Origin of the sequence: Streptomyces sp. NPDC002888, from assembly GCF_042888465.1 — a bacterium.
Lineage (GTDB): Bacteria > Actinomycetota > Actinomycetes > Streptomycetales > Streptomycetaceae > Streptomyces.
Genome location: NZ_JBIAPU010000047.1, coordinates 1 through 24,918, shown reverse-complemented (window position 1 = coordinate 24,918; position 24,918 = coordinate 1). Strand labels below are relative to the sequence as shown.

Here is a 24,918-nt window from a genome sequence, read left to right as displayed (position 1 = left end):
CGGTCGGGACCGGCGGCGTCAGGCGGGCTCCGCGCGGGTCACGAACGGGCGGCCGTCCTGCGGGATGAACACGACGAACTCACGGTGGCCGTGGACCACGCGGGCCAGTCCCAGGCGCCGGTCCGCGCGCACCACGGCCTCGATGGGTTCGCCGCCCTCGACGATCCGCTCGCGGTGCGCGTAGTGCCGGACCAGGTCCTTCGCCGGCCCGCTGACCCAGAGCCCGACCTCCGCTCCCTGCCGCAGCGCCGCCAGCAGTTCCTCGCGCGGCCGACCGGGGACCGCGCCCCGGACCCGGTGCTCCAGGCGTTCCTGGAGGCTGGGCTCGGGATCTCCGACCGTCTGCGCCCTGCAGCTCGGGCAGGCCGTGTCCCGGGTCGGATCGAAGGGGCCGCGGTACACGGTGAGCCGGTCCCGCGGAATGCCGCACAGGCTACGGCCCGCCGCCAGCGCGTGCCCCACACCCGGTGCGTAGGTTTCCTCGCAGTGGGCGTAGAACGGGGGCCGGCGCCCCGGCCCGTCGCGCCAGCCCTGCAGTTCCGGGGCGGACACGGCGTCAGCCGCGCGCTGCGGGCTGCCACCCGAGCGCCGGCCCGAGCTTGGCCGCCATGTCGGTGAGGATCTGCACGTAGTCCTCGTGCTCGAAGGTGAAGGGCAACGCGAAGGCGACCTCGTCGATCTCGCGGAACGCGGCGTGCGCGTACAGCTGCTCGGCGATCTCCTCGGAAGTGCCGACCAGGTCCGGCGCGAACAGCAGCCGGGCCGGGCCCTGCGGGGACGTGGTGCGCGGCAGCCGTTTGGCGACGAACTCCTCGTACTTCGCGCGCTGTTCGGGCGACGCGGAGTCGGTGGGGATGACGACGAGGCCCTGGGAGACGCGGGCGGCCTCGCCGTCGGGGTGGGCGGAGCGGAAGGCGTGGACGTGGGAGAGCTGGATCTGAGCGAAGTCCCGCGTGTCGTCCGGGCCTTCGGCCTTGACGACGCTGCTGGTGAGGAAGTTCATGCCGTGCTCACCCGCCCACCGGGCCGAGCTCAGGCTGCCCCCGCCGTACCACAGGCGGCCTCCCAGGCCGGGAGAGTGCGGCTGCACCCGGTCGGAGAACACCTCGAATCCCTCCATGCCGCTGAAGTCGGTGGCCGACTTGCCGCGCACGAAGTCCAGCAACCGCCGCACCCGCTCGTAACCAAAGTCCTCGGCGTCGGCCGTGTCCGGGTACAGCGCGTCCTTCACCTGGTCGTAGTGCATCGGCGGGCCGACGCTGATCCCCGGGTTCAGGCGGCCCCCGGACAGGATGTCGACCGTCGCCAGGTCCTCCGCGAGGCGCAGCGGGTTCTCCCAGCCCAGCGGTATCACGGCGGTGCCGAGCTCGATGTGCCGCGTGCGCTGCGAGGCGGCGGCCAGGACGGCGACGGGGGAGGAGATGCCGTACTGCAGATGGCGGTGGCGCACCCACGCGCTGTCGAAGCCGAGCCGCTCGCCCAGCTCGATGATCTCCAGCGTGGTCTCGTGGCCCCGGCGCGGGTCGGCCTCGTCGAACAGTCCGATGGTCAGGAAGCCCAGCTTCCGCAGGGGTTGTGAGGTCGTCGGCACGGGCTTCCTCCATCGTTCACGGCGGGTACGGCCGTTCAGCGGTGCTGTTCGATTGTCGCAGGTGGGTTCGGGCCGGCTCAGGTCAGCGGGATGGTGACCTCGTCCTCGACCGGCGGGTGGAGTTCCTGTGCACGGTTGCCCGTCGCCGCGAAGCAGCGCAGCCGGATCGCCTCCGGGGTGACGTCCAGGCGCAGGAAGCACTTGAAGAAGGGCGGGCTGTAGGTCGCCGAACCCGGTGAGAACAGCGAGGTGTAGATCTTGCGTACGGGCAGCCGGAACCGCGAGGTGCGGTCGGGGCGGCCACCGGCGCCCAGCAGACTCGCGACCAGCCGGGTCCGCAGGGTGACACGGGCGTCCGGGCCAGGAGCACGGGCCGGGGTGATGCCGAGGCGCTCCGCGATCACGGCCGTGGCCTCCGCCTCGGTGAGCGTGAAGAAGCGGCGCAGGCGCAGCCGCCGGCCGTACAGCCCGCTGTAGAAGGCGAGGGAGTCGCCGCGCAGCGGATAGCAGCGGAAGTCCTTCTCGGTCACGCCGGCGATGTCGACCCGGGGGATGATGTGCGTGGCGTGCATGAAGGCACCGCCGCCACCCGAGACCACGTACTGGAGGGTGCGCCCGCCGTCCAACCGCACCGGGTAGCGCTGGTAGTTGTGGATGTCGCCGCCGATCGCCGCGACGTAGTGGTGCTCGGGGTCGCGGACGATCTCGTCGACCGTGCCGCCGCCGTCGATCGGGCAGGGGTGGTGCTCGCCGTCCACGTACAGCGGCGAGCCGGTGATCAGCACCTTCGGGCGGGGGCCCTTGGACACCTCGCGCAGCCACGCGCCCTGTTCGGCGTCGAGCGTGCCCAGCAGACCGGTGTCGATGCCGATGATCCGCACCGGTCCGGCGTCGATCGCCCAGTACGGGCCCGGCTGGACGGCCCGTTGCCCCGCAGCGGACCGCAATTGCCGCACCTCGTCGAGGTGTTGACCGTCCGTCGCGCGCGGCCGGTGCCACAGCAGCGACCGCGTCCAGGCCCGGGTGAGCGGGCGGGGCCTGGGCTCGGGGGCGAGCGGCGGGGCGTCGTCGCAGAAGACGCGCATGAACGCGCCGAGATCCTCGTACCAGTCGTGGTTGCCGGGTATCGCGTATATGGGCGCCGGATACTCCTGGTAGGGCCGGAAGAACTTCGTGCCGTAGTCGTCGGCGCTGCCCACGGGGTAGATCACGTCGCTCGCGAGGACGGCGAAGTCCGTGCCCTGACCGATCTTCAAGAACCCCGGCACGACGGCGTACTGGGAGTCGTCGCCCTCGCCGGTGTCACCGATCACCATGAAGGAGAAGGTGTCTTCGCCGGCGCGCCGGATCACCTTGTCGGCGGGCGCCCCCGCGGCCTGTCTCTGCGCCACCCAACGGCCGCGGGTACGGCCCGTGGGGTCCCCGAACCAGGAGGCCACCACGCCGTTGCGGGCCGCCCACAGCGTCTTCGGGTTCAGCCAGGAGAGCTTCTCGACCCTGGGCGGCATGAGCTTCTTGTACTCGCCGCGTTCGAGGGTGCCCCAGCCGGCGCCTTCGGCGGTATCGCGTGAAGAGTCAGACACCGGGGCACCGTAGCAACGATCTACGACGGGACCGGGACGGGGGTCCACCCCGCCCGGCCCGGTGCAGAGTCGACCCCCGAGGCGCTCGTGGGCGGACGCGTCCCCCACCGTGCCTTCCTCAACGGCCGGGGCCGGGCGCCGCGTTCCGGCAGCCCGACAGGTGGGACGCCGCCTCGGCCGCCGCCGCGTCCGCGTCCCCGGCGCGGATCGCCGCCACCAGCCGGGCGTGGTCCATGTAGTCCTCGGGGCGCAGTCCCGCGTCGAAGTGGCCGCGCAGCGACCGCCGGATCACCGGGGCGAGGTCGGTGTACAGCGCCTCCAGCACCTCGTTGTGGGACGCGGCGACCACCGCCAGATGGAAGGCGGCGTCCGCGTCCACGAAGGCGTCCCGGCCCCCGTTCTCCCAGGCGTCCTCCCGCCGCCGCAGTGCCTTCTCCAGCAGCGCGAGATCCTCCGCCGTGCGCCGCAGCGCGGCCACCCGTGCCGCTGTCACCTCCAGGGAGCCCCGCACCTCGACCACGTCCCGCTGCTCGGCGTCGGCGAAACGGCGCTGCATCACGCCCGCCAGCTCGCTGGTCGCCGCGACATAGGTGCCCGAGCCGTGCCGGATGTCCAGCAGGCCGTTGTGTGCCAGCGCCCGTACCGCCTCGCGCACCGTGTTGCGGGCCACCCCGAGCTGCGCCACCAGCTCCGGCTCGGTCGGAATCCGCGACCCCACCGGCCACGTACCACTGGTGATCTGCCGCCGCAGCCGGGCGACCACCCCGTCGAACAGCCCCGTCGGGCGGGGGACTGGACGTAGACTCATCCCATGATTATACGATGCGAAGGTGTCGTATGACGAAGCAGTGGCTTCCTGCCGGGGTGACGAACAGCGGGACTCCGCCCGCCCGGGGGTATGGCTGCGCCGCCTCGCCGTCGTGGCCCTGATGTCGGCCGCGGTGAACCTGAGGCCCGCGGTCACCGGCGTCGGCCCCGTACTGGAGGAGGCCCGGGCGGGCCTCGGGATGAGCGCGACGCTCGCCGGACTGCTCACCTCGATGCCGGCCGTGTGCTTCGCGCTGGTCGGCTTCACGGCCCCGCGGCTGGCTCGCCGGCACGGCCCGGACGCCGTCGTCGTGGCCGGCATGGCCGCCGTCACGGCCGGGCTCGCCCTGCGCCCGCTCGCCCCGAATGCCGCCCTGTTCGTCACGCTCAGCATCCTCGCGCTGGCCGGGATCGCCGTCGCCAACGTCCTGCTGCCCGTCGTGGTCAAGGAACGCTTCCCGGAGCGCGTCGGGGCGATGACCGGCTTCTACTCCATGGCCCTCAACGTCGGCGCCTCCACCGCCGCCGCCGTCACCGTGCCGCTCGCGCAGGCCTTCGGGGGCGACTGGCGGATGGGGCTGGGGGCGTGGGCGCTGCTCGCGGCGGTCGCCGTACCACCGTGGCTGGTGCTGGCACGGGACCGGGCGAAGGCGGCACATCGCGCGTCCGGGAAGACCACGCCGTCCGATGCCACGGTGGCCCGCGCGCCCACGCCGGCCAGCGCCACCGCGCCCCGCCGGGAGGCACCGTCCGACGTCACGGCGTCGCACGCCCCGCCGGGCCCGCCGCGGTCCCGGCCATCGGTGAGCGGTGCCACCGAAGAGCCTTCGCCACCGCTCCCGCTCACCCGTGACCCGACCGCCGGGGCTGACGCCACCGCGCCCCGTCAAGAGGCGCCGTCCGAGGTCACGGCGTCGCACGTTCCGCCAGGGCTGCCGCGTTCCCGGCCATCGGTGAGCGGTGTCACCGATGAGCCTTCGCCACCGCTCCCGCTCACCCGTGACCCGACCGCCTGGGCCCTCGCCGTGTACTTCGGGCTCCAGGCCACCGCCGCCTACGTCGTCATCGGCTGGCTGCCGCAGATCTTCCGTGACGCCGGCCTGTCCGCGGAGAAGGCGGGAGTGCTGTTCGCGGTCACCTCGGTCCTCGGCATCCCGCTGTCCCTCGCGCTGGCCGCTGTGGCAGGCCGGTTGCGTGACCAGAGCGCGGTCGCCGTCACGATCGGGCTCTTCGGCCTCGCCGGGTACGCGGGACTGTGGGCGGCCCCGGCGGCGGCACCGTGGCTGTGGGCCGTCCTCCTCGGCGTGGCCAACTGCTCCTTCCCCCTCGCGCTCACCATGATCGGGATGCGCGGCAGGGACGGCGCCACGGTGATCCGGCTGTCGGCCTTCGCGCAGAGCACCGGCTACCTGCTGTCGATCCCGGGCCCCGTCCTCGTCGGCGCGCTGTACCAGCACACCGGCGGCTGGCACGCGCCGCTGCTGCTCCTGTCCGCGCTGATGCCGGTGCAACTGGTGGCGGGCCTGCTCGCGGGCCGCGACCGCCCCGTCGGCTGAGCAGACCCGCACCACGTCACCCCACCGAGAGAGGCTCGGCATGAGCAAAGACGGCAGCTTCCTGGACCTCGTCCCGGACCCCGAACACCGCCAGGACCGGCTGCTGTTGGGTATCCGCCGCTTCGACGAGCCCTTCCTGCTCACCGTGTCCCTCTCCCAGGGCCTCGGCTCCAGCGCTCTCCAGCTGGACCGGGGCAGGGCGGGCAAGGCCCGGTCGGCACAGTTCCGCAGGGTCGGCGACCGGATCCTGTTCGCCGTACGCAACAAGCACTTCCTGACCAGCGGCGACGCGGCCGCCGTACGCGCCGGGGAGGAGTCGTTCGCCCTGTCCGTGGTGTGGAGCGGGCCGGTGCTGCGCGAGGAGGACGGTGCGGCGGTCGTCGACGCCACCGACCTCGTCCTGTACGACCACGACCGGGTCGCTGAGCACCTGTGCGAGGAGGACCAGGGGGAGTACGCGCTGGACGCCTCGGCGAGCCTGCCCCTCGTCGCCGACAGCCGCAGCGGCCCGCGCGGCGTGCGTCTCCCGGCGCTCCTCACCTTCCGCGGCCCGGGCCGGGGCAAGGCCGTACGGGCCGTCGCGGCCGACCCGCGCGCCGTGACCGTCGTCCAGCAGCTGAACCTGCTCAGGCTGCCCGACTCCCCGCTCCCGCCCCGCCGTTACCACCCCGCGTCGGGCGGCTACGGCATCGGGCACGACGACCACGCCCTCGTCGGCCTCGCGGACCGGCAGGTCAGGTTCCAGCCCCGCTTCCGGGTGGAGCCGGGCGGTCCCGCGATCGTCTTCCAGGTCGACCCCGCCATCCCCGAACCCTTCCGCTCGGCCGTCGTCGAGGGCGGCAACTGGTGGCGGGACGGCTTCGCCCGGATCGGGTTCCCCGACGCGTACCGAGTCGAGGTCGGCGGCGACGACTTCGACCCCTACGACCCCGACGTCAACGGCGTGGTGTGGGTGCACCGGGCGGGCCGCGGCTGGTCCCTCGGGCAGGGTCTGACCGACCCGCGCACCGGCGAGATCCTGCACGCCCGGGTCCGCCTCGGCTCCCAGCGCATCGAGCAGGTCCGCGCCCTCGGCGAGTCCCTGCTCGCCCCCTACGGTCGCCCCGACGAGGCCGAACGGATCGCCACCGTAGAGGAGTTGGTCCTCGCCCGGCTGCGGCAGCTCGCCGCGCACGAGATCGGTCACGCACTCGGCTTCATGCACAACTTCGCCAGTACGCACCATCCGAAGCCGTCCGTCATGGACTACCCGCACGCCCGTATCCGCGTCACCGCCGACGACACCCTCGACCTCTCCGCCGCGTACGCCACCGGACTCGGCCCGTGGGACCACTTCCTCGTCGCGCACGCCTACGGCCACTTCCCGGACGAGGACACGGCGCTCGCCGCACTGCGCCGACAGGCCGCCGCCTCAGGCCTGGCCTACGTCACGGACACCGACGCCCAGGGCCCGCACGCGGCCCACGCCGACGGCGTCCCCTGGGTGACGTCCCCTTCCGCCCTGGAGGCCCTGGACACGGTCCTGCGTGCCCGCCGCATCGCCCTGGACGGCTTCTCCCACGCGGTCCTCCCTCCCGACCGCCAGACCGGCGAACTCGAGGAACGCGCCGCCCTGCTCCACCTCCTGCACCGGCACGAGGTGACCGCCGTGGCCCGCCTGGTGGGCGGCGTCCGCTACACCTACGGCTTGGCGGGGGAGCGGAGCGCAGCCAGTACGGAGCCGGCGGACGCGGGGGAGCGGAGCGAGGGCGGCCCGGACCCGGCCGGTGCGGGTGAGCGCAGCGGCGGCGGTACGGAGCCGGTCGACGCGGACACCCAGCAGCGCGCCCTGCGTCGACTGGCCGCCCTGCTGCGCGCCGAGCATCTCGCCCTGCCCACGGCCGTCCTGGACACCCTCACCCCGCCGGCCATCCGCTACACCCGCACCGACCAGTACCTGGACACCGCCGCGGGCCATGTCTTCGACCCCTTCGAAGCGGTCCGGGCGGCCGCCGCCCTGGTGACGGAACCGTTGCTGGAGCCCACCCGCCTCAACCGCCTCGCCTGGCAGCACGCCGTCCATCCGAAGGTGCCCGGTGTCACCGACCTGCTGGACGCGCTCCTGGCCGCGACCTGGCACCGCCGCGAGCCGCTGCCCGCCGACCTCCCCGGCGGGACGGCGGTGCAGCACACCGCCGACTGGACCCTCCTGAACCACCTCCTCGCCACCCTCGACGACCCCGCCCTCCAGCCACCCGTCCGCTCCTCCCTGCGCAGCACCCTGCGCCGCCTGGCGACGGACCTGCGCCGCAGGGACGACGACCACGCACACGAGGCTGCCGACCTGATCGGCCGCCATCTGACCGACCCCGGCCCGGTACGCCTGGACCGGCTCCCGAGGGTGCCGCCCGGGGCGCCGAACTGACCGGTTTCCCGAGGAGGTCCGGCCTTCGCGAGAATGCCGTGACGACCGATCAGCCACGGCCGGAGGAGCCCGGACATGAAAACTCCCCAGCACGCCCACGCCAGCCTTGACGGGCTCGTCATGGGTGACGCCTTCGGTGACGGCTGGTTCACGCTCTCAGGCGAGCCCGTCGAGGAGATGTGGTCCGCGCGGGAGCTGCGTCCCGCGCCGTGGCTGTGGACGGACGACTCGGCCATGGCGTTCGTCCTGTTCGCTCATCTGACGGCCCATGGGGAGGTCCGCCCGGACGACCTGGCGCGGGAGTTCGCCGCCGAGTACGACCGCGACCCGGGTCGCAAGTACGGCCCGTCCATGCACGGTGTGCTGCGGCGCATCGGTGAGGGCGAGAACTGGCGGACGGTCACCACGGGACAGTTCGGCGGGCAGGGTTCGCACGGCAACGGCGCCGCGATGCGGGTCGCCCCGCTGGGTGCCTGGTTCCGGGACGATCCGGCGGTCGCGGGCGAACAGGCCAGGCTGTCCGCGCTGACCACCCACGCCCACCCGGAGGCCGTGGCGGGTGCGGTGGCCGTGGCCGTCGCCGCCGCGCTGGCGGCCGCCGGCGCGGGTCGGGACGCTTCTCCGCGCGCCGATCTCCTGCGGGAGGTCGCCTCGCACGTACCCGAGAGCGACGTCCGCTCGGGGCTGCTGGTGGCCGCCGGCTTCCCCGACCGCACCTCGGTGCGGCATGCCGCCTCCGTGCTGGGCTCGGGCACGCTGATCTCGGCCCAGGACACGGTGCCGTTCGCCCTGTGGTCCGCCGCGGGACACCTGGACGACCTGCCCGAGGCGCTGTGGCAGACCGTCGCCGGCTGGGGCGACCGCGACACGACCTGCGCCATCGCGGGAGGCGTGGTCGCCGCCCGCACCGGCACGGCCCGTCTCCCGGCCGCCTGGCGGCAGGCCCGAGAGGACATCCCCGCGTGGAGCGGCTGGGACTCCCGCGCGGCGGGCCGCTGACTCCTCCCCCACCTCCTCAAAATTTCGAACACTAGTTTGATTGAGTGGTGGGGTGGAAGACGCCGTGCATGGCGCACACCTCGCTCCCCGGCCAGCTCGTCCGCACCGCCCGCTTCACCCGCGGTGTCCCCGACCGCTTCACCGTGACGTCCGACGGAGGGACCGTCCTGTATCTGCGCGGCCGTGCGGGCGACGCCCCCGCCGCCTGCCTCTGGGCGCTGGACGTCGCCTCGGGTGCGGAGCGGATGCGGGCCGGGCCCGCGGAGGGGGTCGACGCCTACGGGACCGACGGGACGGGTCGCCTCGTCGCCTTCACCTCGGCCGGTGCGTTGTGGGCGGTCGACATCGACCGGGGTGAGCCCCGGCCGCTGCCCGCCGCGTCCGAGGTGGCCGACCCGCGCCCCGACCCCACCGGCCGACGCATCGCCTACGTCCGTGGCGGCGCCCTGCGTGTCATCGACGCGGACGGGACACGGGACCGTGCCCTCGCCCAACCGGACGCCCCCGACGTCGAGTTCGCCGCGGCACCGCACCTGGACGGGGCGCGCGGATACTGGTGGTCGCCCGACGGCACCCGGATCCTGGTCGCCCGCACGGACTCCTCGCACGTCCGGCCCTGGCCGGCCTGCCCTGCCGAGGACGCCCCGCCCGTGAGGCACCTGGCCGCGGCCGGTACCCCCAACGCCGACGTCACGCTGTGGCTCGCCGACCTCGACGGCTCACACACCGGGGTCGAGTGGGACCGGAAAGCCTTCGAGTACGTGATCGGCGCGGGCTGGGACACCCACGGCCCGTACGTCGCCGTACAGTCCCGCAACCAGCGCACCGTCCGCTTCCTCGGCATCGAGCCGAGCGACGGCGGGACAACCGTACTGGGCGAGCAGCGCGACGAGGCGTGGGTCCAGCTCGTGCCCGGCCTCCCCGCCCGCATGGTCTCCGGCTCCCTCCTCACCCACCGCGATCTGCGCGACACCCGCCACCTCACGGACGACGGTGTCCCCGTCACCCCGCCGGGGCTGCAACTGCGCGCGGTACTCGGCATCGACGGCGACGACGTCCTGTTCACCGCGTCCGACGAGCCCACCGAGACCCACCTGTGGGCCTACCGCGCGGGCTCGGGCATCCGACGCCTGAGCGACGAACCCGGCGTGCACGACGGGGTGAGCCGCGCCGGCACCCTGGTCCGCGTCACCCGCGACGGCGCCCGTCCCGGCGGCCGGGCGGTGGTCCTGCGACAGGCCGAACCCGCCGCACTCCGGCGCGGGAAGCCGACCGTCCCTGTCTGCGACCCTGCCCCCGTTCCCCTCGCTTCGTACGCAGAGTCCCCCGCTCTCGACCTGCACGCCCTCCGTCTCCGTCTCGGGCCGCGCGAGCTGCGCGCCCGTCTGCACTTCCCCTCCTGGCACCGCCCGGGCGGTGGACCGCTCCCGGTGCTGCTCGACCCGTACGGCGGAGCGGGCGGCCTGCGGGTCACCGCGGACGTGGACTGGAAGACGCTGGTCTCGCAGTGGTTCGCCGAGCACGGGTTCGCGGTGCTCGTCGCCGACGGCCGCGGCACTCCCGGACGCGGACCGGACTGGGAACGCGAGGTTCACGGCGACCTGTTCGGGCCCGTCCTCGACGACCAGGTGACCGCCCTGCACGAGGCCGCCCGCATCCACCCCGACCTCGACCTCGGCCGGGTCGGCATCCGAGGCTGGTCCTTCAGCGGCTCCCTCGCCGCCCTGGCCGTACTGCGCCGCCCGGACGTCTTCCACGCGGCGGTGGCCGGGGCGGGCGTCACCGACCAACGGCTGTACGACGCCCACTGGCGAGAGCGGTTCCTGGGCCACCCCGACCGGTTCCCCGAACGCTACGACGCCTGCTCCCTCCTCCCGGAAGCCCCGCACCTCACCCGCCCTCTCCTGCTGATCCACGGCCTCGCCGACCCCAAGGTCCCGCCCGCCCACACCCTCCGCCTGTCGGAGGTCCTGCGAGGGGCCGGACGCCCGCACGAGGTCCTGCTCCTCCCCGACGCCGGCCACCAGCCCGTGGGCACGCACCGCACAGAGGACCTTCTGAACCGCCAAGTCGACTTCTTCCAGGCTCACTTGCGGGCGGGTGGGACGTCGCCCCCTGGGCTCACCGCGGAAGATCGTGCACGGACTGAGGGCGCAACGGCGGTGCGTCCTCCCCGGCGGTGACGACACCGGCCGCCGCGGCGTCGAATCCCGCGGGCCAGACGGTGGTGGCGTCGGCCACCGCGCCCAGGAGGCCGGCCGCGCCGGGATCGGTGCCGGTCAGATCCGCACCGCGCAGGTCGGCCTGGTCCAGGCGCGTGCCCTTGAGGACGGCTCCCGTCAGGTCGGCGCCGGTCAGGTCCGTGGCCCTGAGGTCGGCTCCGTCGAGTCGTGCGTGCCACAGGAGCGCACCGCGCAGGTCGGCCTGGTGCAACAGGGCGTCGATGAGAACGGCACCCGCCAGCCAGGTCCCGGTCAGCTGTGCCCGCCGCAGATCGACGCCCTGGAAGCCGGCCACCGCGAGGTTGCTGTAGTGCAGGTCGGCGTCGGCGAGGTCGGCGAAGGGCAACCGGACCTGCCGGAGGTTCGTCCAGTCCAGGGTCAGCCGCTGCCGGTCCGGCCGCCGGGGCCTGCGGCCGAGCACCGTCAACGCCGCCTGACGGTCGACGGCGCGTACGGCCATGGGCCCGTCCTCGCGGTGGCCCAGGGCGAGTTCGCGTTTGTGCGCCGCGTCGCGCGGCACGGGCCACGCGTGGAACGGGTCGGTCGTTCCACTGCGTTTGACGAAGGCGCACAGCACCTCCGCGATCGTGGCGTCGTCGTCCGGCGAGTCCCGGGCGATGCGCTCCAGCGCGTACACAGCGCCGAGGCGCACATCGGGACTGGCGCTGCCCAGTTGCTCGACGGCCGCGGTGAAACGCTGGGTTATCTGGCCCTGCCGGCTGACCTGCACCTGCCGCCAGGTGAAGAACGCGCCGATGAGCACGGCGAGTGCGGCCAGGCCCTGGAGCAGCGTGGTGCGGATGTCGTTGACCGCCTTGGCCCGCTCGGCGTCGGGAGTGGCCGGGGCCTCCCAGCCCAGCAGCCAGCGAGGGGCCACCACGGTGACGAGGACGACCACGAGCAGACTCCCGCACACCACGCCCGCGTTCACTGCCCGCGACGCGCCTGCCCGCCGCACGGCAGGACGCGTCCGTTCGCGCACCGGGTGCCCGGGCAGCGCCCGCTGTCGCCGAGTCGACCTCGCCATCCCCCACCGCTTCCGCGCTCGCGCCGACCGCACTGGCAGGAGGATGCGCCCGCGTCGGGCGCTTCAAACACGGGCCCCGGACCCGGCGGCCGGCCTCGGCCGGGCCGCCGGGAGCCTCAGTCGAGGGGATCCAGCGTCAGATAGGCCTGCCGCGGGCTGCCGTCGTGGACGAGGGACTCGTGGTGGCCGACGTCGTCGAAGGCGAACGCGTACGCCGTGCCGTCGGACATCTGGGCGTGGATCTTGCGGGCGTAGTGGTTGGTCACCGTGTCCTGGTAGAAGTTCGCCGAGGAGGTGTCCGGCTGGTCGGGGTTCACCAGGAGGGTCGAGCGGTTGAAGCCGGCGCACAGGGTGCGGGAGATCGGGCCGCGCACCGCGTCGTTCGGCGCGTCCAGCAGCTTGTGGCAGCCGAAGACGCTGTCCGCGTCGGGCTTCTGGAAGCTGGTGACGATGGCGCCGGTGCTGTTCGTGAAGTTCAGGGCGCCGCCCGAGACCCGGCCGTAGTACTTCGTGCCGGGCTGGTCCGCGAACGGGGTCACCGTCAGCGTGGTCGTGGCGTACCTCCGCCAGACGCGGTTGACGTAGTCGTCCATGACGGACCGCGGCAGGGCTCCCGTCTCCACACCGTAGAGCGGGGAGAGCGCCCGCAGGACGGTGCCGTCGGAACGGGCCTGGATCAGGTTCGCCCAGCCGCCGGGCTGCCCGCGCAGGGCGTTGAAGAAGCCGCGGTAACCGCCCGGCTTCAGCCGCCCGGTGCTGCTCACGCTCCCGTCGGCGCGCTGTACGCCGACCGCGTACGGGGCGGAGAACATGTCGACCTGGGTGCTGTTGAGCCACAGCCCGGAGTCGTTGAGCGTGTACTCCGACCAGTTGAAGAGGATGTCGCGGTTCGGGTCGCTCGGGTTCTGCACGGCCGGCTGCACGAGCCCGCCGGTGGTCAGCTTGAACACCAGCTTCTGCCCGTACGAGAAGTAGATCCGCCCCGAGAACTTGGGGATGCGGATGGTCGTGGACTGCCCGGCCGCCGGGCCCGCGATCGAGGCGTCGGGTGCCGCAGTGGGCGGGTTGCCGCCCGCGGGCCACGCGTGGAACGTGCCGTTCGCGTCCGCCCAGCCCTGCCGGCCCGTCGTCAGGAGGGTGCCGAGGTTGTAGACGTAGAGGGGCTCGCCGCGGCCCGAGTTGTTCGTGATCTTGAGGGGGATGGTGTCGGGGACGGCGGCCTGGGCCGGCGGCCCCAGGGTGAGCAACGTGCCGACGAGAGCGGCGGCTCCCGCCGCTGTCGCGAGCCGGGACCTGAGGGTGCGAAGCACTCTCCACCTCCGTGCGGGTAGGCCTGTGGGGTTGGTCCGTACCTAGTTGAGAGCGCTCTCAACGTCGCATCGAGGTGTGGGCATGTCAATGACTTGCGCACGAAGAGGCGCCCGCGGCCGTCCGTCGCGGGCGCCCCCGAGTGATCAGAACGTGCGCTTGAGCAGGTCCAGCAGCGCCACCCAGTGCCGCTCGTCGCCCTCCTGGTGGTACGCGGCGGTGTCCTTCTGCGTGAAGCCGTGGTGGGCGCCGGGATAGACCTCGCACTGGTGGCGGACGCCGGCCGCGGTCAGCACGTCCTCCAGGCGCTCGATCTGCTCGGGCGGCAGGGAGGGGTCGTCGTCGGCGTGGCCGAAGTAGAGCTCCGCGGTGACGCGTTCGGCGACCAGGTGCGGGCTGTCCGGCGCGTCCGTCGCCAGCCGCCCGCCGTGGAACCCGGCCGCCGCCGCGACCCGCTCGGGATACGTGCCCGCGGTCAGCAGGGACAGCCGGGCGCCCATGCAGTAGCCGGTCAGCGCCACCGGGCCGTCGGCGACGAGGGGGCTGCCCTCGAGCCACCGCAGATAGGCGTCGGCGTCCCGCATGGCGAGCTCAGGCGTCAGCGACTGCATCACCGGGACGATCGCGTCGAAGATCTCCGGGCGCGCGGTGGTGTCGATGAACTCGGGCAACTCGAAGACGGGGGCCCGCCCGTGCCGGTAGAAGACGTTGGGCACCAGCACGGTGTAACCGGCCGCCGCCAGCCGGTCGGCCATCGACCTCAGGTGCGGACGCAGCCCGAAGGCGTCCTGGTAGAGCAGCACGCCCGGACGGGGGTTCGTGTCGCCGGGGTGCGCCAGATAGGCGTCGGCGGTGCCGTCCTCGGTGGGGATGTCCACGGCTGTTCCCTGAACGGAGGTCATGAGCAACCACCTCTCTGCGCAGTCGACGGTGAGCTGAGTCGCCGGCCCGACGGGCCGGGCCGCGATCATCGTTGCACGCACCATCCAACCGGCCGCGAGGGCCCCCGACGCGCAGACCGTCCCTTTAAGGACCCCTTACTCGAACCGCCCGGTGTCCCCCGCGCCCCGCCGGACGATCTCCGCCTCGCCCCCGGAGAAGTCGATGACCGTCGTCGGCTCGGTGCCGCAGTCCCCGGAGTCGACCACCCCGTCCACCGCGTGGTCGAGCAGGTCCTTGATCTCCCACCCCTGGGTCATCGGCTCCTCCTCGCCGGGCATGAGAAGGGTGCTGGACAGCAGCGGCTCACCGAGCTCGGTGAGCAGCGCCTGCGTGACGACGTGGTCCGGGATGCGCACACCGACCGTCTTCTTCTTGGGGTGCTGGAGCATGCGCGGCACCTCCTTCGTCGCGGGCAGGATGAAGGTGTAACTCCCGGGTGTGGAGGCCTTGATCGCGCGGAAGACGTCGTTGTCCACGTGCACGAACTGGCCCAGCTGCGCGAAGTCCTGGCACACGAGGGTGAAGTGGTGCCGGTGGTCCAGCTGCCGGATCGTCCGGATGCGGTCGATGCCGTCACGGCTGCCCAGCCGGCACCCCAGGGCGTAGCAGGAGTCCGTCGGATACGCGATGAGCGCCCCCGAGCGGACACTGTCGGCCACCTGGGAGATGGTCCGCGGCTGCGGGTTGTCGGGGTGCACGTCGTAGTACTTGGCCATCTGTCGAGCTTATGCCGTCCCCGGCCCCCGCTCATGTCGCCCCCGGCCCGGGGCGACCGCGCCCGGTGGTCGTGGCGGCGCTCACATCGGCGTGAGGTAACGTCCCCGAACGGGGGGTGCGCGCAGGGCTGACGCTAGGGACGAGGAGAAGGCCGAGATGGCTGGCCGGGACGAACGGTACCGCCGTACGGACGTGCCCCCGGGAGGGGACGCGGCGTGGGCGGAGGAACTCCTCGACCATCTGCGACCCGCGGGGCGCGATGTCCGCAAGGTCGTCGACTGGCTCGCCGGCACCCTGGGGGCGACCGCCTCCCTCCAGGACGACACCGGCGCTCTCCTCGCCGGACCGCCGCCCCCGCCGACCGACCACCTGCTGGCCGACATCCGCACCGGCCGGATCGCCTCCGCCGCCTGGGAGGGCGGAGGACAGCACCTGCGCCTGGTCCGGGTCGCGCTCCCGCATCCGGGGTCGGCCGGCGTGCTCGTCGTCGCGCGCACGGCCCCGTTCGACCGGCGCGCCTCTGACGTCGTCACGCACACCGCCGCGGTGCTCGAACTCCTGCTGCGGGCCCGCGAGACGACCGCGACCGGACGCCGCCTGAAGCGGGCCACCTCCGACCTGCGCCTGGCGATCCTGCAACTGCTCATGGTCGAGGACATCATCGCGGCCCGCCGCGTCGCCGCCGGCCTGTGGCCGGGCCTGCTCGACACCGAGACGGCCTGCGTCTACGTCGTCGAAAGCCGCCCCGAGGAACGCGACCGGCTCGCCGAGGACTGCATCGACGTCACGGCGCAGCAGGCCCTGGTCGTCCGCTGCCCGGCCATGGACGGACACGTGATCGTCGTGTCGCCCCGCGACACCGCGGCCGCGGAACTGCGCACCCTGCTCCACCGCAACCCCCACACCTTCCTCGGCGGCAGCACCCGGCAGAGCCTCGCCCAGACGGCCACCGCCTACGGGCAGGCCGTCAGCGCCCTCGCCGTCGCCCGCTTCCGCTCCGACAAGGCGGCGGTCTACGCCGAACGCACCCACCCCGAACGCCTGATGGACCCGGACGCGCTGCGCACCTGGACCACCCGACTGCTGCGCCCGCTCGACACCCTCCCGCACCACACCCGCGCCGAACTGCTCGCCACCACCCGCCTCGGCCTGGAGTTCACCGCCGTCAGCGCGGCCAAGGTCCTCGGCGTCAGCCGCAACACCGTGCGCGCCCGCATGGAGCGCGTGGAGGCCCTGCTGCGCGCGGACTTCTCCGACCTCACGGTCCGCGCCGCCGTCCACCTCGCCCTCAACACCCAGGTCGGCTTCATGGAGCAGGCGACCGACAGCGGGGACGAGCCGGCCGCCGTCCGGTTCGAGGAACTGCTCGGCGGGCCCGCGCTGCGCACTTGGGCACACGCCCTCCTGAGCCGCCTGGACGTCGACGCGCGCGACCTGCGCCGCACCTTGGGCGCCTGGATCGCCGCCGGAGGGAACGCCGAGCGCGCCGCACAACAGCTCGGTGTCCACGCCCAGACCGTCCGCGAGCATGTCCGTGGCGCCGAGCCCGTCCTCGAACGCCAGCTCCTCGCCAGTGGCAGCGACCTCTACGAGGTCGTCCTCGCCCATCTGGCCACCGGCGACCTCGAACGTCCCGAGCTGCACCGGGCGAAAACGGGCTATTAGGACTCACCTGTGCACGGGTGAGCCCTCCGGCGCCGGGAGCGGGCACGGACGCGATTCACAAGCGGAGCACCGTCCACGTAAATTCATCGCACCCGCGGGGGCACGACCGGAACGGGGGACCGGTCGGCGCCCCCGCGCACGTCAGCCCCGCAGCCGGACCGGCACCTCCTGCCAGCCGAACGCGATGAACGAGGGCACCTGCCTCAGCTCCTGCCCGGCGACGGCCAGTTCAAGCCCCGGGAAACGATCGAAGAGGGCGGGCAGCGCGGTCAGCGCCTCCACGCGCGCCAGCGGCGCGCCGATGCACCGGTGCACACCGATCCCGAACGCCAGATGGTCGTCGGCCCCGCGGGTGGCGTCGAAGGCGTCCGCGTCCGGCCCGTAGTGCGCCGGATCAAGGCCGGCGGCCGCGAACGTCGTGATGATCGCGTCCCCGGCCGGGATCGTGACGTCCCCGACGGTGAGGTCACTGACGGCGAACCGCAGCGGCAGCGAGGCGATGGACGGGTGCACCCGCAGCGTCTCGTCGACGACCGCGTCCCAGCCGATCTCCCCGCGCCGCACGGCCGCCAGCTGCTCGGGATGCCGCAGCAGGGCGACCACCGCGTTGCCGATCAGGTTGACGGTCGTCTCGAAGCCCGCCCCGATGACCAGCAGCAGCGTGTACAGCAGCTCCTCGTCGCTGAGCCGGTCGCCGTCCTCGTCCCGCACCCGGATCAGCTCGGTCGTCATGTCGTCGCCAGGATGCTCGCTCTTGTGGGCGATGAGCGCGCCGAGGACGGTGCCGATCTGCTCCTGCACGAACGCGGCGTGCTCCGGGCTCGGGTCGGAGGTGTCCATGATGGCCGCGATGAGCCGGGCGGTGGCCTCCCGCAACTCCTCGGGCACCCCGAACAGTTCGCAGATGATCCGCATGGGCAGCGGATGCGCGAACCCCTCCCGCAGGTCCACCACCTCGTCACCGCAGGCGTGCAACGCGTCGAGCAGGTCCTTGGTGACCGCCTCCACCCGCGGCCGCAGCGCCTCGGTGCGCCGGTGCGTGAAGCTCGGCGCGACCAGCTTGCGCAGCCGGGTGTGGTCGGGGCCGTACGTCGACAGCATGTTGACCACGCCGACCCAGCCCAGGATCCAGCCCCAGGACGGGTGTTGCCCCACTTCCGGCCACAGGTTCCAGTGCAGCCGGGGGTCCTTGCTGACCCGCGGGTCGAGGATCAGTTCCTTGAGGGTGTCGTAGTCGGTGGGCGCCCAGGCGGGGATGCCACCGGGGAGTTCGACGGGCACGATCGGGCCGAGGGTGCGCAGCCGGGCGCTCTCGCCGGGGATGTCGGCGCCGAACGGGTCGAGCGCGATGCGGTCGGTCACGGTCACGTGGGTTCTCCTGGCTGGTCGGGGGAGCGGGGGCGGAAACGCACGGGCAGCGCCGTGAGCGAGCGGTGGAAGGGGCCCGGCCGCCAGCTCAGGCGGTCCCGGGGCAGTACGGGCTCCAGGTCGGGCAGCCACTGGGTGAGCCGCTCGATGGCCTCGGTGACGAGGAGCAGCGTGTGCCGCTTCACCGGGCAGGCGTGCGGGCCCGCGCCCCAGGACAGGTGCGAGGCGTCGCCCGGGTGCCGGTCCGCGCCGTGCTCCTGCTCGGCGAAGTGCCCGAGCGCGCCGTAGGAGACCACCACCGGCACCGCGTCCCGGATCCACACGTCGTGGAAGGCGACGGGAGCGCGGGCGTAGTAGATGCCGTAGTTCGCCAGCGGCGTCTCGTGGTGCAGCACCTCCACCACCGCGTCCATGACGGGGCGGGCCCCGCTGGTGAGAGTGGAGTAGAAGGCCGGGTTGCCCAGGATGCGCGACAACGCGTTCGACAGCAGGTTCGCGGTCGGCTCGTACCCGGCGCCGAGGGTGAGGAACACCTGCCAGGTGACCTCCTCCGGGGTCAGCCCCGCGGGATGGTCCAGGAGCCGGCTCGGCAGGTCGTCGCCGGGCCGCTCCGCCTTGGCCGCGATGAGGTCCAGCACGTACGCCGCGTACTGCGCCTCGCCCTCGGCGGCCCGCGGGCCGCCCTCCATCATCGTGCCGAGGCCCTCGTTGAGCCGGTCGCCGTCGCTGTCCGGCATCCCGAACAGGTCGTTGAAGACCAGCGCCATCATCGGCCGCGCGAAGTCGGCCACCAGGTCGGCCTCGCCCTTCGGACCGACCCGGCCGACCAGCAGGTCGACCGCCCGGTGCACGCGGGCCCGCAGGTCGTACGGCTCCACCAGCTCGAAGACGTCGATGAGGGTGGTGCGGTAGCGGACGTGGGCGGCTCCGTCGGAGAACAGGGCGTTGGGCCGCCAGCGCATCATGCCGAGGATCGGCGCGTCGTCGGCGACGGTCGCCTCCCACGGCCGCGGGTCGTGGGAGAACGTCTCGGTGTCGTGCAGCAGCTCCAGCGCGGCCCGCCGGTCCGTGACGATGTACGCCGGGACGCCCGGCGCCAGTTCCGCCCAGCCGATCGGGCCCTGGGCGCGCAGCGCGGCGTAGTAGCGGTACGGGTCGAGCGCGAAACCGTCCTCCCACAACCGCACGGGCACCGAGCGGGAGAAGGCCTCCTGGGCGGGGGAAGAGGCCGCAGGGGAGGGGCTCGCGGGGGAAGGGGTGGTCAACGGCTCTCCGGAAGGTCGCGTTCCATCAGGTACTGGACCAGCGCGAGCAGCGCGTCGACGGACGAGTTCCGCTCCCGCGCGTCGCAGGCCACCATCGGCGTCCCCGGCTCCAGGTCCAGTGCGCGGCGCAACTGCTCCTCGCTGTAGTGGCGCGGCGCGTCCGGGAAGACGTTGAAGGCGACCGCGTACGGCAGCCCGCTCTCCTCCACCAGACCCAGCACGTCGAACGACGCCTCGACGCGCCGGCTGTCCACCAGGACGAGCGCGCCGAGCGCCCCATGGGCGATGTCGTCCCACAACGAACGGAACCGCTCCTGCCCGGGGGTACCGAACAGGTAGAGCACGATCCTGTCGGACAGGCTGATCCGTCCGAAGTCGATGGCGACGGTGGTCGTCGTCTTGTCCCGCAGCCCGTCGAGGTCGTCCACGTGCGCGGACGCCTCGGTGAGCCGCTCCTCGGTGTGCAGCGGCCGGATCTCGGACACCGAGTCGATCAGGGTCGTCTTGCCCACCCCGAAGGGGCCCGTGATCAGGATCTTGACGAGGTCGCGGGCGGTGTCGGGCAGGTGGAGGGCGCTCGGGCTGCCGGGCATGCTAGGGATGCTTGAGGGCGCGGAGGCCATCGGCCACTCTCTTCAGCAGGTCGGGGTCGAACCGTGCGGCGGGCGGGATCGGCGGACGGGCGAGGACGAGGTCCCTCTCGACGAGGTCGGCGGCGAGCACACGCACCGCGGAGACCGGCAGTCGCAGCAGCGCCGCCGCCTCCACGACCGTCAGCGAACCGCCGTCCAGCGCGTCCAGGAGGGCGAGCTGGGCGGCGGGCAGGCCCGCGGGCAGGTCCTCGTCGCTGCGGTTCAGGACCGAGAGCCGGTCCAGCCGCAACCCGCGGTGCTCGGCCACGCCCCCGGTCGACAGGTACGCGGGAACCAGAGGACGGCCGCCCGGGCGGCCGGTCATGCCGGTGTGTCGTCGCCGTCGGCCCCTCGTGGCGCGGCGGCCATCGCCTTCTCGCCCATCCGTGCCACCTGCGAGTGGACCCGGTGCGCGAGCAGGTCGAGACGCACCTCGCCGTCCCCGTACGCGGCCACACAGGTGCCGTGGTCGGTCGGCACGATCAGCACGTACCCGTGGTCCGACTCGATGACGACCTGCCGTACCTCGGCCCGGTCCTTGTCGGCGAAGGCGGCGGCCGCCGTACGGCACGCCCCCTGCACGGTGCTGGTGATCGCGGCCACCCGCTCGGCCGACGGCTGCGAGAGCGCGTCGGTGTACCCCGTGACGAGCCCGTCCTTGGTCAGCAGGACGGCGGCCACGACGTGCGGCACCTGAAGGATCGGTTCCAGCACCCATGCCGTGTCGCTCATGTCGCGGCTGGTCATCGGGCCGCTCCCCCCTCGTGGTCGGTCGGTTCGGTGTCGGCGGGCCACCCGTCGGTGTGTCCGTCGGTGTGCCCGCCCGTGTCCCGCTCGGCGGCTGCGGCGCGTGCCGCCGCGGTGCCGGACTGCAGCGCGCCGAGCGCCGCCGCGGCCTCCTCGGGCCGCCGCGCCGGACGTGCCGGTTCGGGCGCTTCCTGGACGGCCACCCGGCTACGGCGCCGCCGCTGCGGCAGGCCGCCGTTGTCCCCCGGATCGTGGTGCCCCGGCGCGGCCGGCGCCCCGGGGTCGTCCTGTTCGCTGCCGTAGCCGTGGGCCGATGCGGACGACGCGCCGCGGTCCTCCGGCACGGCCCGGCGGGTCGTGCGCGGCGCGCTGGCCGCGGGCGGCTTCTCGGCGGGGTCGAGACGGCTGAGCAGGTGGCTGTCGACGCGCAGGACCGCCCGCACTCCGCCGTACGGGGAGGGCGAGGAGACGTCCACGCCGAGGTCGAACTGCCGGGTCAGCCGGCCGATCGCGGCCAGTCCCATGCGGGGCGGGTCGCCTAGTTCGGTAAGCAGGATCGGGTCGCTGCCGGCCACCAGCCGCTGGGCGCGGGCCCGTTCGTCCTGCGTCATGCCCAGGCCCGCGTCGTCGATGGTGACGCAGACGCCGTGGTGGACGTGTTCGAGACCGACCACGACCTCGGTGTCCGGAGCGGAGTGCCTGAGGGCGTTGTCCAGGAGCTCGGCGACGATGATGGCGACCGGTTCGACGGCGTGCGAGACGAGGGCGGTGCCCGTCTCCAGATGGTTGTGGACCTTGACCCGGTGGTAGCCCGCGAGCCGGGCCTGACCACCGGTCACCGCGTCGACCAGGTGGGACTCCTCGCGGGCGAGCCCCACCCAGGCCCCGCACACCACGGCGGTGACCTGCGCCCGCCGCAGCGACTGCTCGTTCTCGTGGTCCAGTTGGAACAGCGTCTGCGCCAACTCCGGGTCGTCGTAGCGCTGTTGCAGTCCCCGCAGGGCGTCCTGGAGCCGGTACAGCGCCGCCTGGATCTCGCGGGTGGCGCCGCGCAGTCCGGCCTGCGCGGCCGCGTCGACGCGGGTGCGCTGCGCGAGCAGTTCGGCCCGCAGTCCGCTCAGCACGCCGTCGAGGGCGGTGCCCATGTGCGTTCCGGTGGTCTGCGGCTGCAGCGGGCCCGGCACCACGACGTGGGGGTGTGCCAGCTGACGGGCGGCGGCGGGCACGCGCCGCTCCGCGAGGTGCTCGACCTCGGCGGTGAACGCCTGGATCAGACCGTCGATCTGGGCGCGCAACGCGGTGATCTCGGTGCGCTGTCTGGCCCGTTGACGCCGGGAGCGCAACAGCCCGCCGCCGAGGGCGAGCGCGGACAGTGTGCCGGCGGCGAGACCGCCGACGGCCAGGTCCGGTAATTCGATCATCGAAGCGGTTCCATGAAAGGTCGGGCAGGGCAGGGTCCGAGAACCTCGAGTGGGGCGCTCGCAGCACAGTACACACCGCCATTGACCGATCTCGCACGGTCGAGTGATAGTTCGCTCGGAAAGTGACCGTCCTCTCTTCGTTTCTGCGTCAACTGTCTGAAATGCCATACGAGCTCATGGAGTTGACGCTAGTCACCCGACGGCGCCAGCACGGCGAGTGTCCCGTTGGCCCGACGCAGCGCGAGTTCCAGCGTCGTCGGCGGGTACAGCGCGCCACTTCCGTCGGGCGGGACGAGCCACTCCATGAACCGGCCCGGCCGGTACGGGGGAGGAACGGCGACCCACGCCCCCTTGCCGGCGTGTCGCAGTCCCGCCCCGACCCACTCGCTGCCCGGGTCGGGCGGCAGGAAGAAACCCACCCGTCGGGCGGCCGTGTCGACCAGCGTCGGCCCCGGCAGGGGCGGCGACGACTGCCACAGCAGGTCCAGCGTGAGCAGGCCCAGCCGCTCGGGAACGCTCAGCACGTCCCAGTACCGGCCGGCCTTCAGAAGCGCGATGCCGTCGCCCTGGTCCCAGTCCCGCTTGCAGGCCCGCGGGTCCGGCGCGGCAGCGGCAAGCCACTCCACGCCGCGCGCCCACATCCCATCGCTCATGTCCGGCTCCGTGTGACGTCCGCTCGGCCCACCCGGCAGGTCGATCCGGCATATGCATGCTTGTGGACATTTCTACGGCACGGAAGGGGTGGCGCACCCTGGCGCTTCCCAGCGATCCGCCAGACCGCTTCCTGGGAAGACGTGGGCTGAATGTCCGCTTCCGGCAACAGCTGTCACTGACCCGTCACAGCCCCCGGGGACGCCACAACTCCTACGGGCCGTCTCGTGTCGAACCAGGCGTCGGCGAAGAACGGGCGTATACCAGTCCGATCCGGCACACAGCCCGTACTCGACCGCATACGCCGACACGACCACGACCACACGTCTCACCTGGGGGAAACAGGCATGTCCCGCACATCGCGCACGACCCGCCGCACCGGTGTCTCCGCCGCCGTCACGGCAGCCTCGTTCCTGCTGCTGACCGGAGCCGCCATGCTGGCCGCCCCGGCCGTGTACGCGGGCGTCCCGGGAGGCACCAGCGCCGCCGACCGCAACAACGACTTCAACGGCGACGGCTACGCCGACATGCTGATCGGCGCGCCCGAAGGCAGAGTCGACGGCAAGGAGGGCGCCGGATACGTCACCGTCCAGTACGGCGCCCCGAACGGCATCGGCACCAACACCAGCGTCCCCAAGGGCCGCACCGCCGTCTTCAGCCAGTCCACGGCCGGTGTCCCCGGCACCTCGGAGGCCTGGGACGACTTCGGACAGGCGGTCGCCTCGGGCGACATCGACGGCGACGGCTACGACGACGCGATCATCGGCGCGCCCGGCGAGGACGAGGGCAGCGTCGCCGACGCCGGCCGGGTCACCGTCCTCTACGGCTCCGCGCAGGGCCTGGGCACCCGCAACGGCTCCTTCACCGCCCCGACCCCCACCGCCGGCGCTCGCTTCGGAGCGGCCCTCGCCGCGGCCCGTTTCTCCTCGGCGACCGCCAACGACGACATCGCCGTACTCGACGACGCCGGAGCCCAGGTCTTCACCTACCGCCAGGGCAAGCTCACCCGCACGGCCCGCCTCGGCACCGCCCAGCACCCCGAGGGCCACCGCATCCAGCCCGCCTACCTCACCACGGGTGACTACGACAAGGACGGCTTCGCGGACCTCGTGGTCTCCGGCTTCAGCCCCGAGGACGACTACGCCCAGGGCTGGTCGGCCGTCTATGCCGGCGGCGCGAGCATGACCCACCTCCGTGACCTGCGCGGCGGCATCTCCACCGCCTCCGGCGACATCGACAGGGACGGCTACGACGACCTCGTGGTCGGCCAGGTCAGCAGCCCCGACGACGAGGCCGAGGGCCTGACCGGCGGACTCATCGGCGTGTACTACGGCGGTGAGGACGGCCCCGTGGGCGAGGAGGACTCGGCGCAGTGGTGGACCCAGAACTCCCCGGGCGTCCCGGGCGTGGGCGAGCACGGCGACGCGTGGGGCGCCGACGTGTCCGTGGCCGACGTCAACGGCGACGGTTACGCGGACGTGGCCGTCGGCGCGCCCGGCGAGGACGTGGGCTCCGAGGCGGACGCCGGCGCGGTCTGGCTGCTGCGCGGCTCCGCCGGCGGCCTGACCGCGACCGGCAGCCAGTCCTTCGACCAGAACACCGCGAACGTCCCCGGCACCGTCGAGGCCGACGACGCGTGGGGCGCCCAGGTCCGGCTGATCGACACCGACGGTGACGGCCGCGCCGAACTGGTCGCCGCCGCGACGGGCGAGAACGCCGGTGACGGAGTGGCCTGGGTCCTGCCCGCCGGCCCGTCCGGCCTGCTGGCGAGCGGCTCCTGGTCGTACGGGGCCGGCTCGCTGGGCGCGCCGGTGGTGGGCTCCCGCTACGGCGCCGCCGTCGACGAGTGAGACACCGGCCCGCAGGCAGGTGACGTACCGGATACGCCGTGTGGTCCGGGGGGGGGGGGGGGGCCCGCCCCCCCCCCCCCCCCCACCAACCCCCCCCCCCGGGCCGCAGACCCCGTGGACGCGCACCCGCGGCGGGGGCCGCCCCCCCCCCCCAGACAAAAAA

Annotated in this window: 21 protein-coding genes; 6 read left to right on the top strand and 15 right to left on the bottom strand. The window is 73.3% G+C overall.

Going from position 1 to position 24,918, the window contains the following annotated elements; all coding sequences use genetic code 11:
* Positions 1-18: 18 nt before the first annotated feature.
* The 4 genes from ACFYWX_RS45310 to ACFYWX_RS45295 form a co-directional block, all read right to left on the bottom strand.
* Complete coding sequence (locus ACFYWX_RS45310) at positions 19-552, bottom strand: hypothetical protein (protein WP_389431308.1); 534 nt, start codon at positions 550-552, stop codon at positions 19-21.
* Between the two features lie 4 nt (positions 553-556).
* On the bottom strand, positions 557-1,591 hold the full coding sequence (locus ACFYWX_RS45305) for an LLM class flavin-dependent oxidoreductase (RefSeq protein WP_389431307.1): 1,035 nt from the start codon (positions 1,589-1,591) through the stop codon (positions 557-559).
* Positions 1,592-1,668: 77 nt separating this feature from the next.
* Positions 1,669-3,174: a metallophosphoesterase family protein gene (locus ACFYWX_RS45300; RefSeq protein ID WP_389431305.1), complete on the bottom strand. Its 1,506-nt coding sequence runs from the start codon at positions 3,172-3,174 to the stop codon at positions 1,669-1,671.
* Positions 3,175-3,292: 118 nt separating this feature from the next.
* Positions 3,293-3,982, bottom strand: coding sequence for a FadR/GntR family transcriptional regulator (locus ACFYWX_RS45295; RefSeq protein ID WP_389431304.1), 690 nt, complete (start codon positions 3,980-3,982; stop codon positions 3,293-3,295).
* A 121-nt stretch (positions 3,983-4,103) separates the two neighbouring features.
* Between ACFYWX_RS45295 and ACFYWX_RS45290 the strand changes: the two genes are divergently transcribed.
* From ACFYWX_RS45290 to ACFYWX_RS45275, 4 genes are all read left to right on the top strand, one after another.
* Entirely contained in the window at positions 4,104-5,537 is a 1,434-nt protein-coding gene (locus ACFYWX_RS45290; protein ID WP_389431353.1) for an MFS transporter, read from the top strand.
* A 40-nt stretch (positions 5,538-5,577) separates the two neighbouring features.
* Positions 5,578-7,941, top strand: a complete 2,364-nt coding sequence (locus ACFYWX_RS45285) for a zinc-dependent metalloprotease (protein ID WP_389431303.1) — start codon at positions 5,578-5,580, stop codon at positions 7,939-7,941.
* A gap of 75 nt (positions 7,942-8,016) precedes the next feature.
* On the top strand, positions 8,017-8,940 hold the full coding sequence (locus tag ACFYWX_RS45280; protein ID WP_389431301.1) for an ADP-ribosylglycohydrolase family protein: 924 nt from the start codon (positions 8,017-8,019) through the stop codon (positions 8,938-8,940).
* Positions 8,941-9,008: 68 nt separating this feature from the next.
* On the top strand, positions 9,009-11,123 hold the full coding sequence (locus ACFYWX_RS45275) for a prolyl oligopeptidase family serine peptidase (protein ID WP_389431299.1): 2,115 nt from the start codon (positions 9,009-9,011) through the stop codon (positions 11,121-11,123).
* Here the strand turns inward: ACFYWX_RS45275 and ACFYWX_RS45270 are convergent.
* The 4 genes from ACFYWX_RS45270 to ACFYWX_RS45255 all read right to left on the bottom strand — a co-directional run bounded on the left by ACFYWX_RS45270 (position 11,062) and on the right by ACFYWX_RS45255 (position 15,155).
* A complete protein-coding gene (locus ACFYWX_RS45270; RefSeq protein WP_389431298.1) occupies positions 11,062-12,093 on the bottom strand; it encodes a pentapeptide repeat-containing protein in 1,032 nt (343 codons plus the stop codon). The two genes, ACFYWX_RS45275 and ACFYWX_RS45270, sit on opposite strands and share 62 nt — an antisense overlap.
* A 212-nt stretch (positions 12,094-12,305) precedes the next feature.
* A complete protein-coding gene (locus ACFYWX_RS45265) occupies positions 12,306-13,499 on the bottom strand; it encodes a glycoside hydrolase family 64 protein (RefSeq protein ID WP_389431297.1) in 1,194 nt (397 codons plus the stop codon).
* A 144-nt stretch (positions 13,500-13,643) separates the two neighbouring features.
* Positions 13,644-14,399, bottom strand: a complete 756-nt coding sequence (locus ACFYWX_RS45260; RefSeq protein ID WP_389431296.1) for a dienelactone hydrolase family protein — start codon at positions 14,397-14,399, stop codon at positions 13,644-13,646.
* 135 nt (positions 14,400-14,534) lie between these two features.
* A complete protein-coding gene (locus tag ACFYWX_RS45255) occupies positions 14,535-15,155 on the bottom strand; it encodes an L-threonylcarbamoyladenylate synthase (protein WP_389431295.1) in 621 nt (206 codons plus the stop codon).
* Positions 15,156-15,312: 157 nt separating this feature from the next.
* On the opposite strand from ACFYWX_RS45255, the gene ACFYWX_RS45250 reads away from it, so the two are divergent.
* Positions 15,313-16,821, top strand: a complete 1,509-nt coding sequence (locus ACFYWX_RS45250; protein ID WP_389431293.1) for a helix-turn-helix domain-containing protein — start codon at positions 15,313-15,315, stop codon at positions 16,819-16,821.
* A 141-nt stretch (positions 16,822-16,962) separates the two neighbouring features.
* On the opposite strand, the gene ACFYWX_RS45245 is transcribed toward ACFYWX_RS45250, so the two are convergent.
* The 7 genes from ACFYWX_RS45245 to ACFYWX_RS45215 all read right to left on the bottom strand — a co-directional run bounded on the left by ACFYWX_RS45245 (position 16,963) and on the right by ACFYWX_RS45215 (position 22,907).
* Positions 16,963-18,189 (bottom strand): cytochrome P450, encoded by a 1,227-nt coding sequence (locus ACFYWX_RS45245; protein WP_389431292.1) that lies wholly within the window; start codon positions 18,187-18,189, stop codon positions 16,963-16,965.
* Complete coding sequence (locus ACFYWX_RS45240) at positions 18,186-19,454, bottom strand: cytochrome P450 (RefSeq protein WP_389431291.1); 1,269 nt, start codon at positions 19,452-19,454, stop codon at positions 18,186-18,188. Before ACFYWX_RS45240 ends, ACFYWX_RS45245 begins: the two co-directional genes overlap by 4 nt.
* Complete coding sequence (locus ACFYWX_RS45235; protein ID WP_389431289.1) at positions 19,451-20,077, bottom strand: ATP/GTP-binding protein; 627 nt, start codon at positions 20,075-20,077, stop codon at positions 19,451-19,453. The genes ACFYWX_RS45240 and ACFYWX_RS45235 overlap by 4 nt, the downstream gene beginning before the upstream one ends.
* Positions 20,049-20,411, bottom strand: a complete 363-nt coding sequence (locus tag ACFYWX_RS45230) for a DUF742 domain-containing protein (protein WP_389431288.1) — start codon at positions 20,409-20,411, stop codon at positions 20,049-20,051. The genes ACFYWX_RS45235 and ACFYWX_RS45230 overlap by 29 nt, the downstream gene beginning before the upstream one ends.
* Entirely contained in the window at positions 20,408-20,833 is a 426-nt protein-coding gene (locus tag ACFYWX_RS45225) for a roadblock/LC7 domain-containing protein (protein WP_389431287.1), read from the bottom strand. Before ACFYWX_RS45225 ends, ACFYWX_RS45230 begins: the two co-directional genes overlap by 4 nt.
* Positions 20,830-22,254, bottom strand: a complete 1,425-nt coding sequence (locus ACFYWX_RS45220; RefSeq protein ID WP_389431286.1) for an ATP-binding protein — start codon at positions 22,252-22,254, stop codon at positions 20,830-20,832. Before ACFYWX_RS45220 ends, ACFYWX_RS45225 begins: the two co-directional genes overlap by 4 nt.
* A 188-nt stretch (positions 22,255-22,442) precedes the next feature.
* Positions 22,443-22,907, bottom strand: coding sequence for a hypothetical protein (locus tag ACFYWX_RS45215; protein WP_389431285.1), 465 nt, complete (start codon positions 22,905-22,907; stop codon positions 22,443-22,445).
* A gap of 345 nt (positions 22,908-23,252) precedes the next feature.
* Between ACFYWX_RS45215 and ACFYWX_RS45210 the strand changes: the two genes are divergently transcribed.
* Positions 23,253-24,755 carry an FG-GAP repeat protein gene (locus tag ACFYWX_RS45210; RefSeq protein WP_389431283.1) on the top strand — a complete coding sequence of 501 codons (1,503 nt, stop codon included), beginning with the start codon at positions 23,253-23,255 and terminating at the stop codon, positions 24,753-24,755.
* Positions 24,756-24,918: the final 163 nt, after the last annotated feature.

Bases quoted from the DNA above. Each gene is read 5' to 3' on its own strand.
- ACFYWX_RS45220 (WP_389431286.1), bottom strand. From the start codon at position 22,254: ATGATCGAATTACCGGACCTGGCCGTCGGCGGTCTCGCCGCCGGCACA.
- ACFYWX_RS45285 (WP_389431303.1), top strand. From the start codon at position 5,578: ATGAGCAAAGACGGCAGCTTCCTGGACCTCGTCCCGGACCCCGAACAC.
- ACFYWX_RS45210 (WP_389431283.1), top strand. From the start codon at position 23,253: ATGTCCCGCACATCGCGCACGACCCGCCGCACCGGTGTCTCCGCCGCC.
- ACFYWX_RS45290 (WP_389431353.1), top strand. From the start codon at position 4,104: ATGTCGGCCGCGGTGAACCTGAGGCCCGCGGTCACCGGCGTCGGCCCC.
- ACFYWX_RS45255 (WP_389431295.1), bottom strand. From the start codon at position 15,155: ATGGCCAAGTACTACGACGTGCACCCCGACAACCCGCAGCCGCGGACC.
- ACFYWX_RS45275 (WP_389431299.1), top strand. From the start codon at position 9,009: ATGGCGCACACCTCGCTCCCCGGCCAGCTCGTCCGCACCGCCCGCTTC.
- ACFYWX_RS45280 (WP_389431301.1), top strand. From the start codon at position 8,017: ATGAAAACTCCCCAGCACGCCCACGCCAGCCTTGACGGGCTCGTCATG.
- ACFYWX_RS45295 (WP_389431304.1), bottom strand. From the start codon at position 3,982: ATGAGTCTACGTCCAGTCCCCCGCCCGACGGGGCTGTTCGACGGGGTG.
- ACFYWX_RS45250 (WP_389431293.1), top strand. From the start codon at position 15,313: ATGGCTGGCCGGGACGAACGGTACCGCCGTACGGACGTGCCCCCGGGA.
- ACFYWX_RS45235 (WP_389431289.1), bottom strand. From the start codon at position 20,077: ATGGCCTCCGCGCCCTCAAGCATCCCTAGCATGCCCGGCAGCCCGAGC.
- ACFYWX_RS45215 (WP_389431285.1), bottom strand. From the start codon at position 22,907: ATGAGCGATGGGATGTGGGCGCGCGGCGTGGAGTGGCTTGCCGCTGCC.
- ACFYWX_RS45260 (WP_389431296.1), bottom strand. From the start codon at position 14,399: ATGACCTCCGTTCAGGGAACAGCCGTGGACATCCCCACCGAGGACGGC.
- ACFYWX_RS45225 (WP_389431287.1), bottom strand. From the start codon at position 20,833: ATGACCAGCCGCGACATGAGCGACACGGCATGGGTGCTGGAACCGATC.
- ACFYWX_RS45230 (WP_389431288.1), bottom strand. From the start codon at position 20,411: ATGACCGGCCGCCCGGGCGGCCGTCCTCTGGTTCCCGCGTACCTGTCG.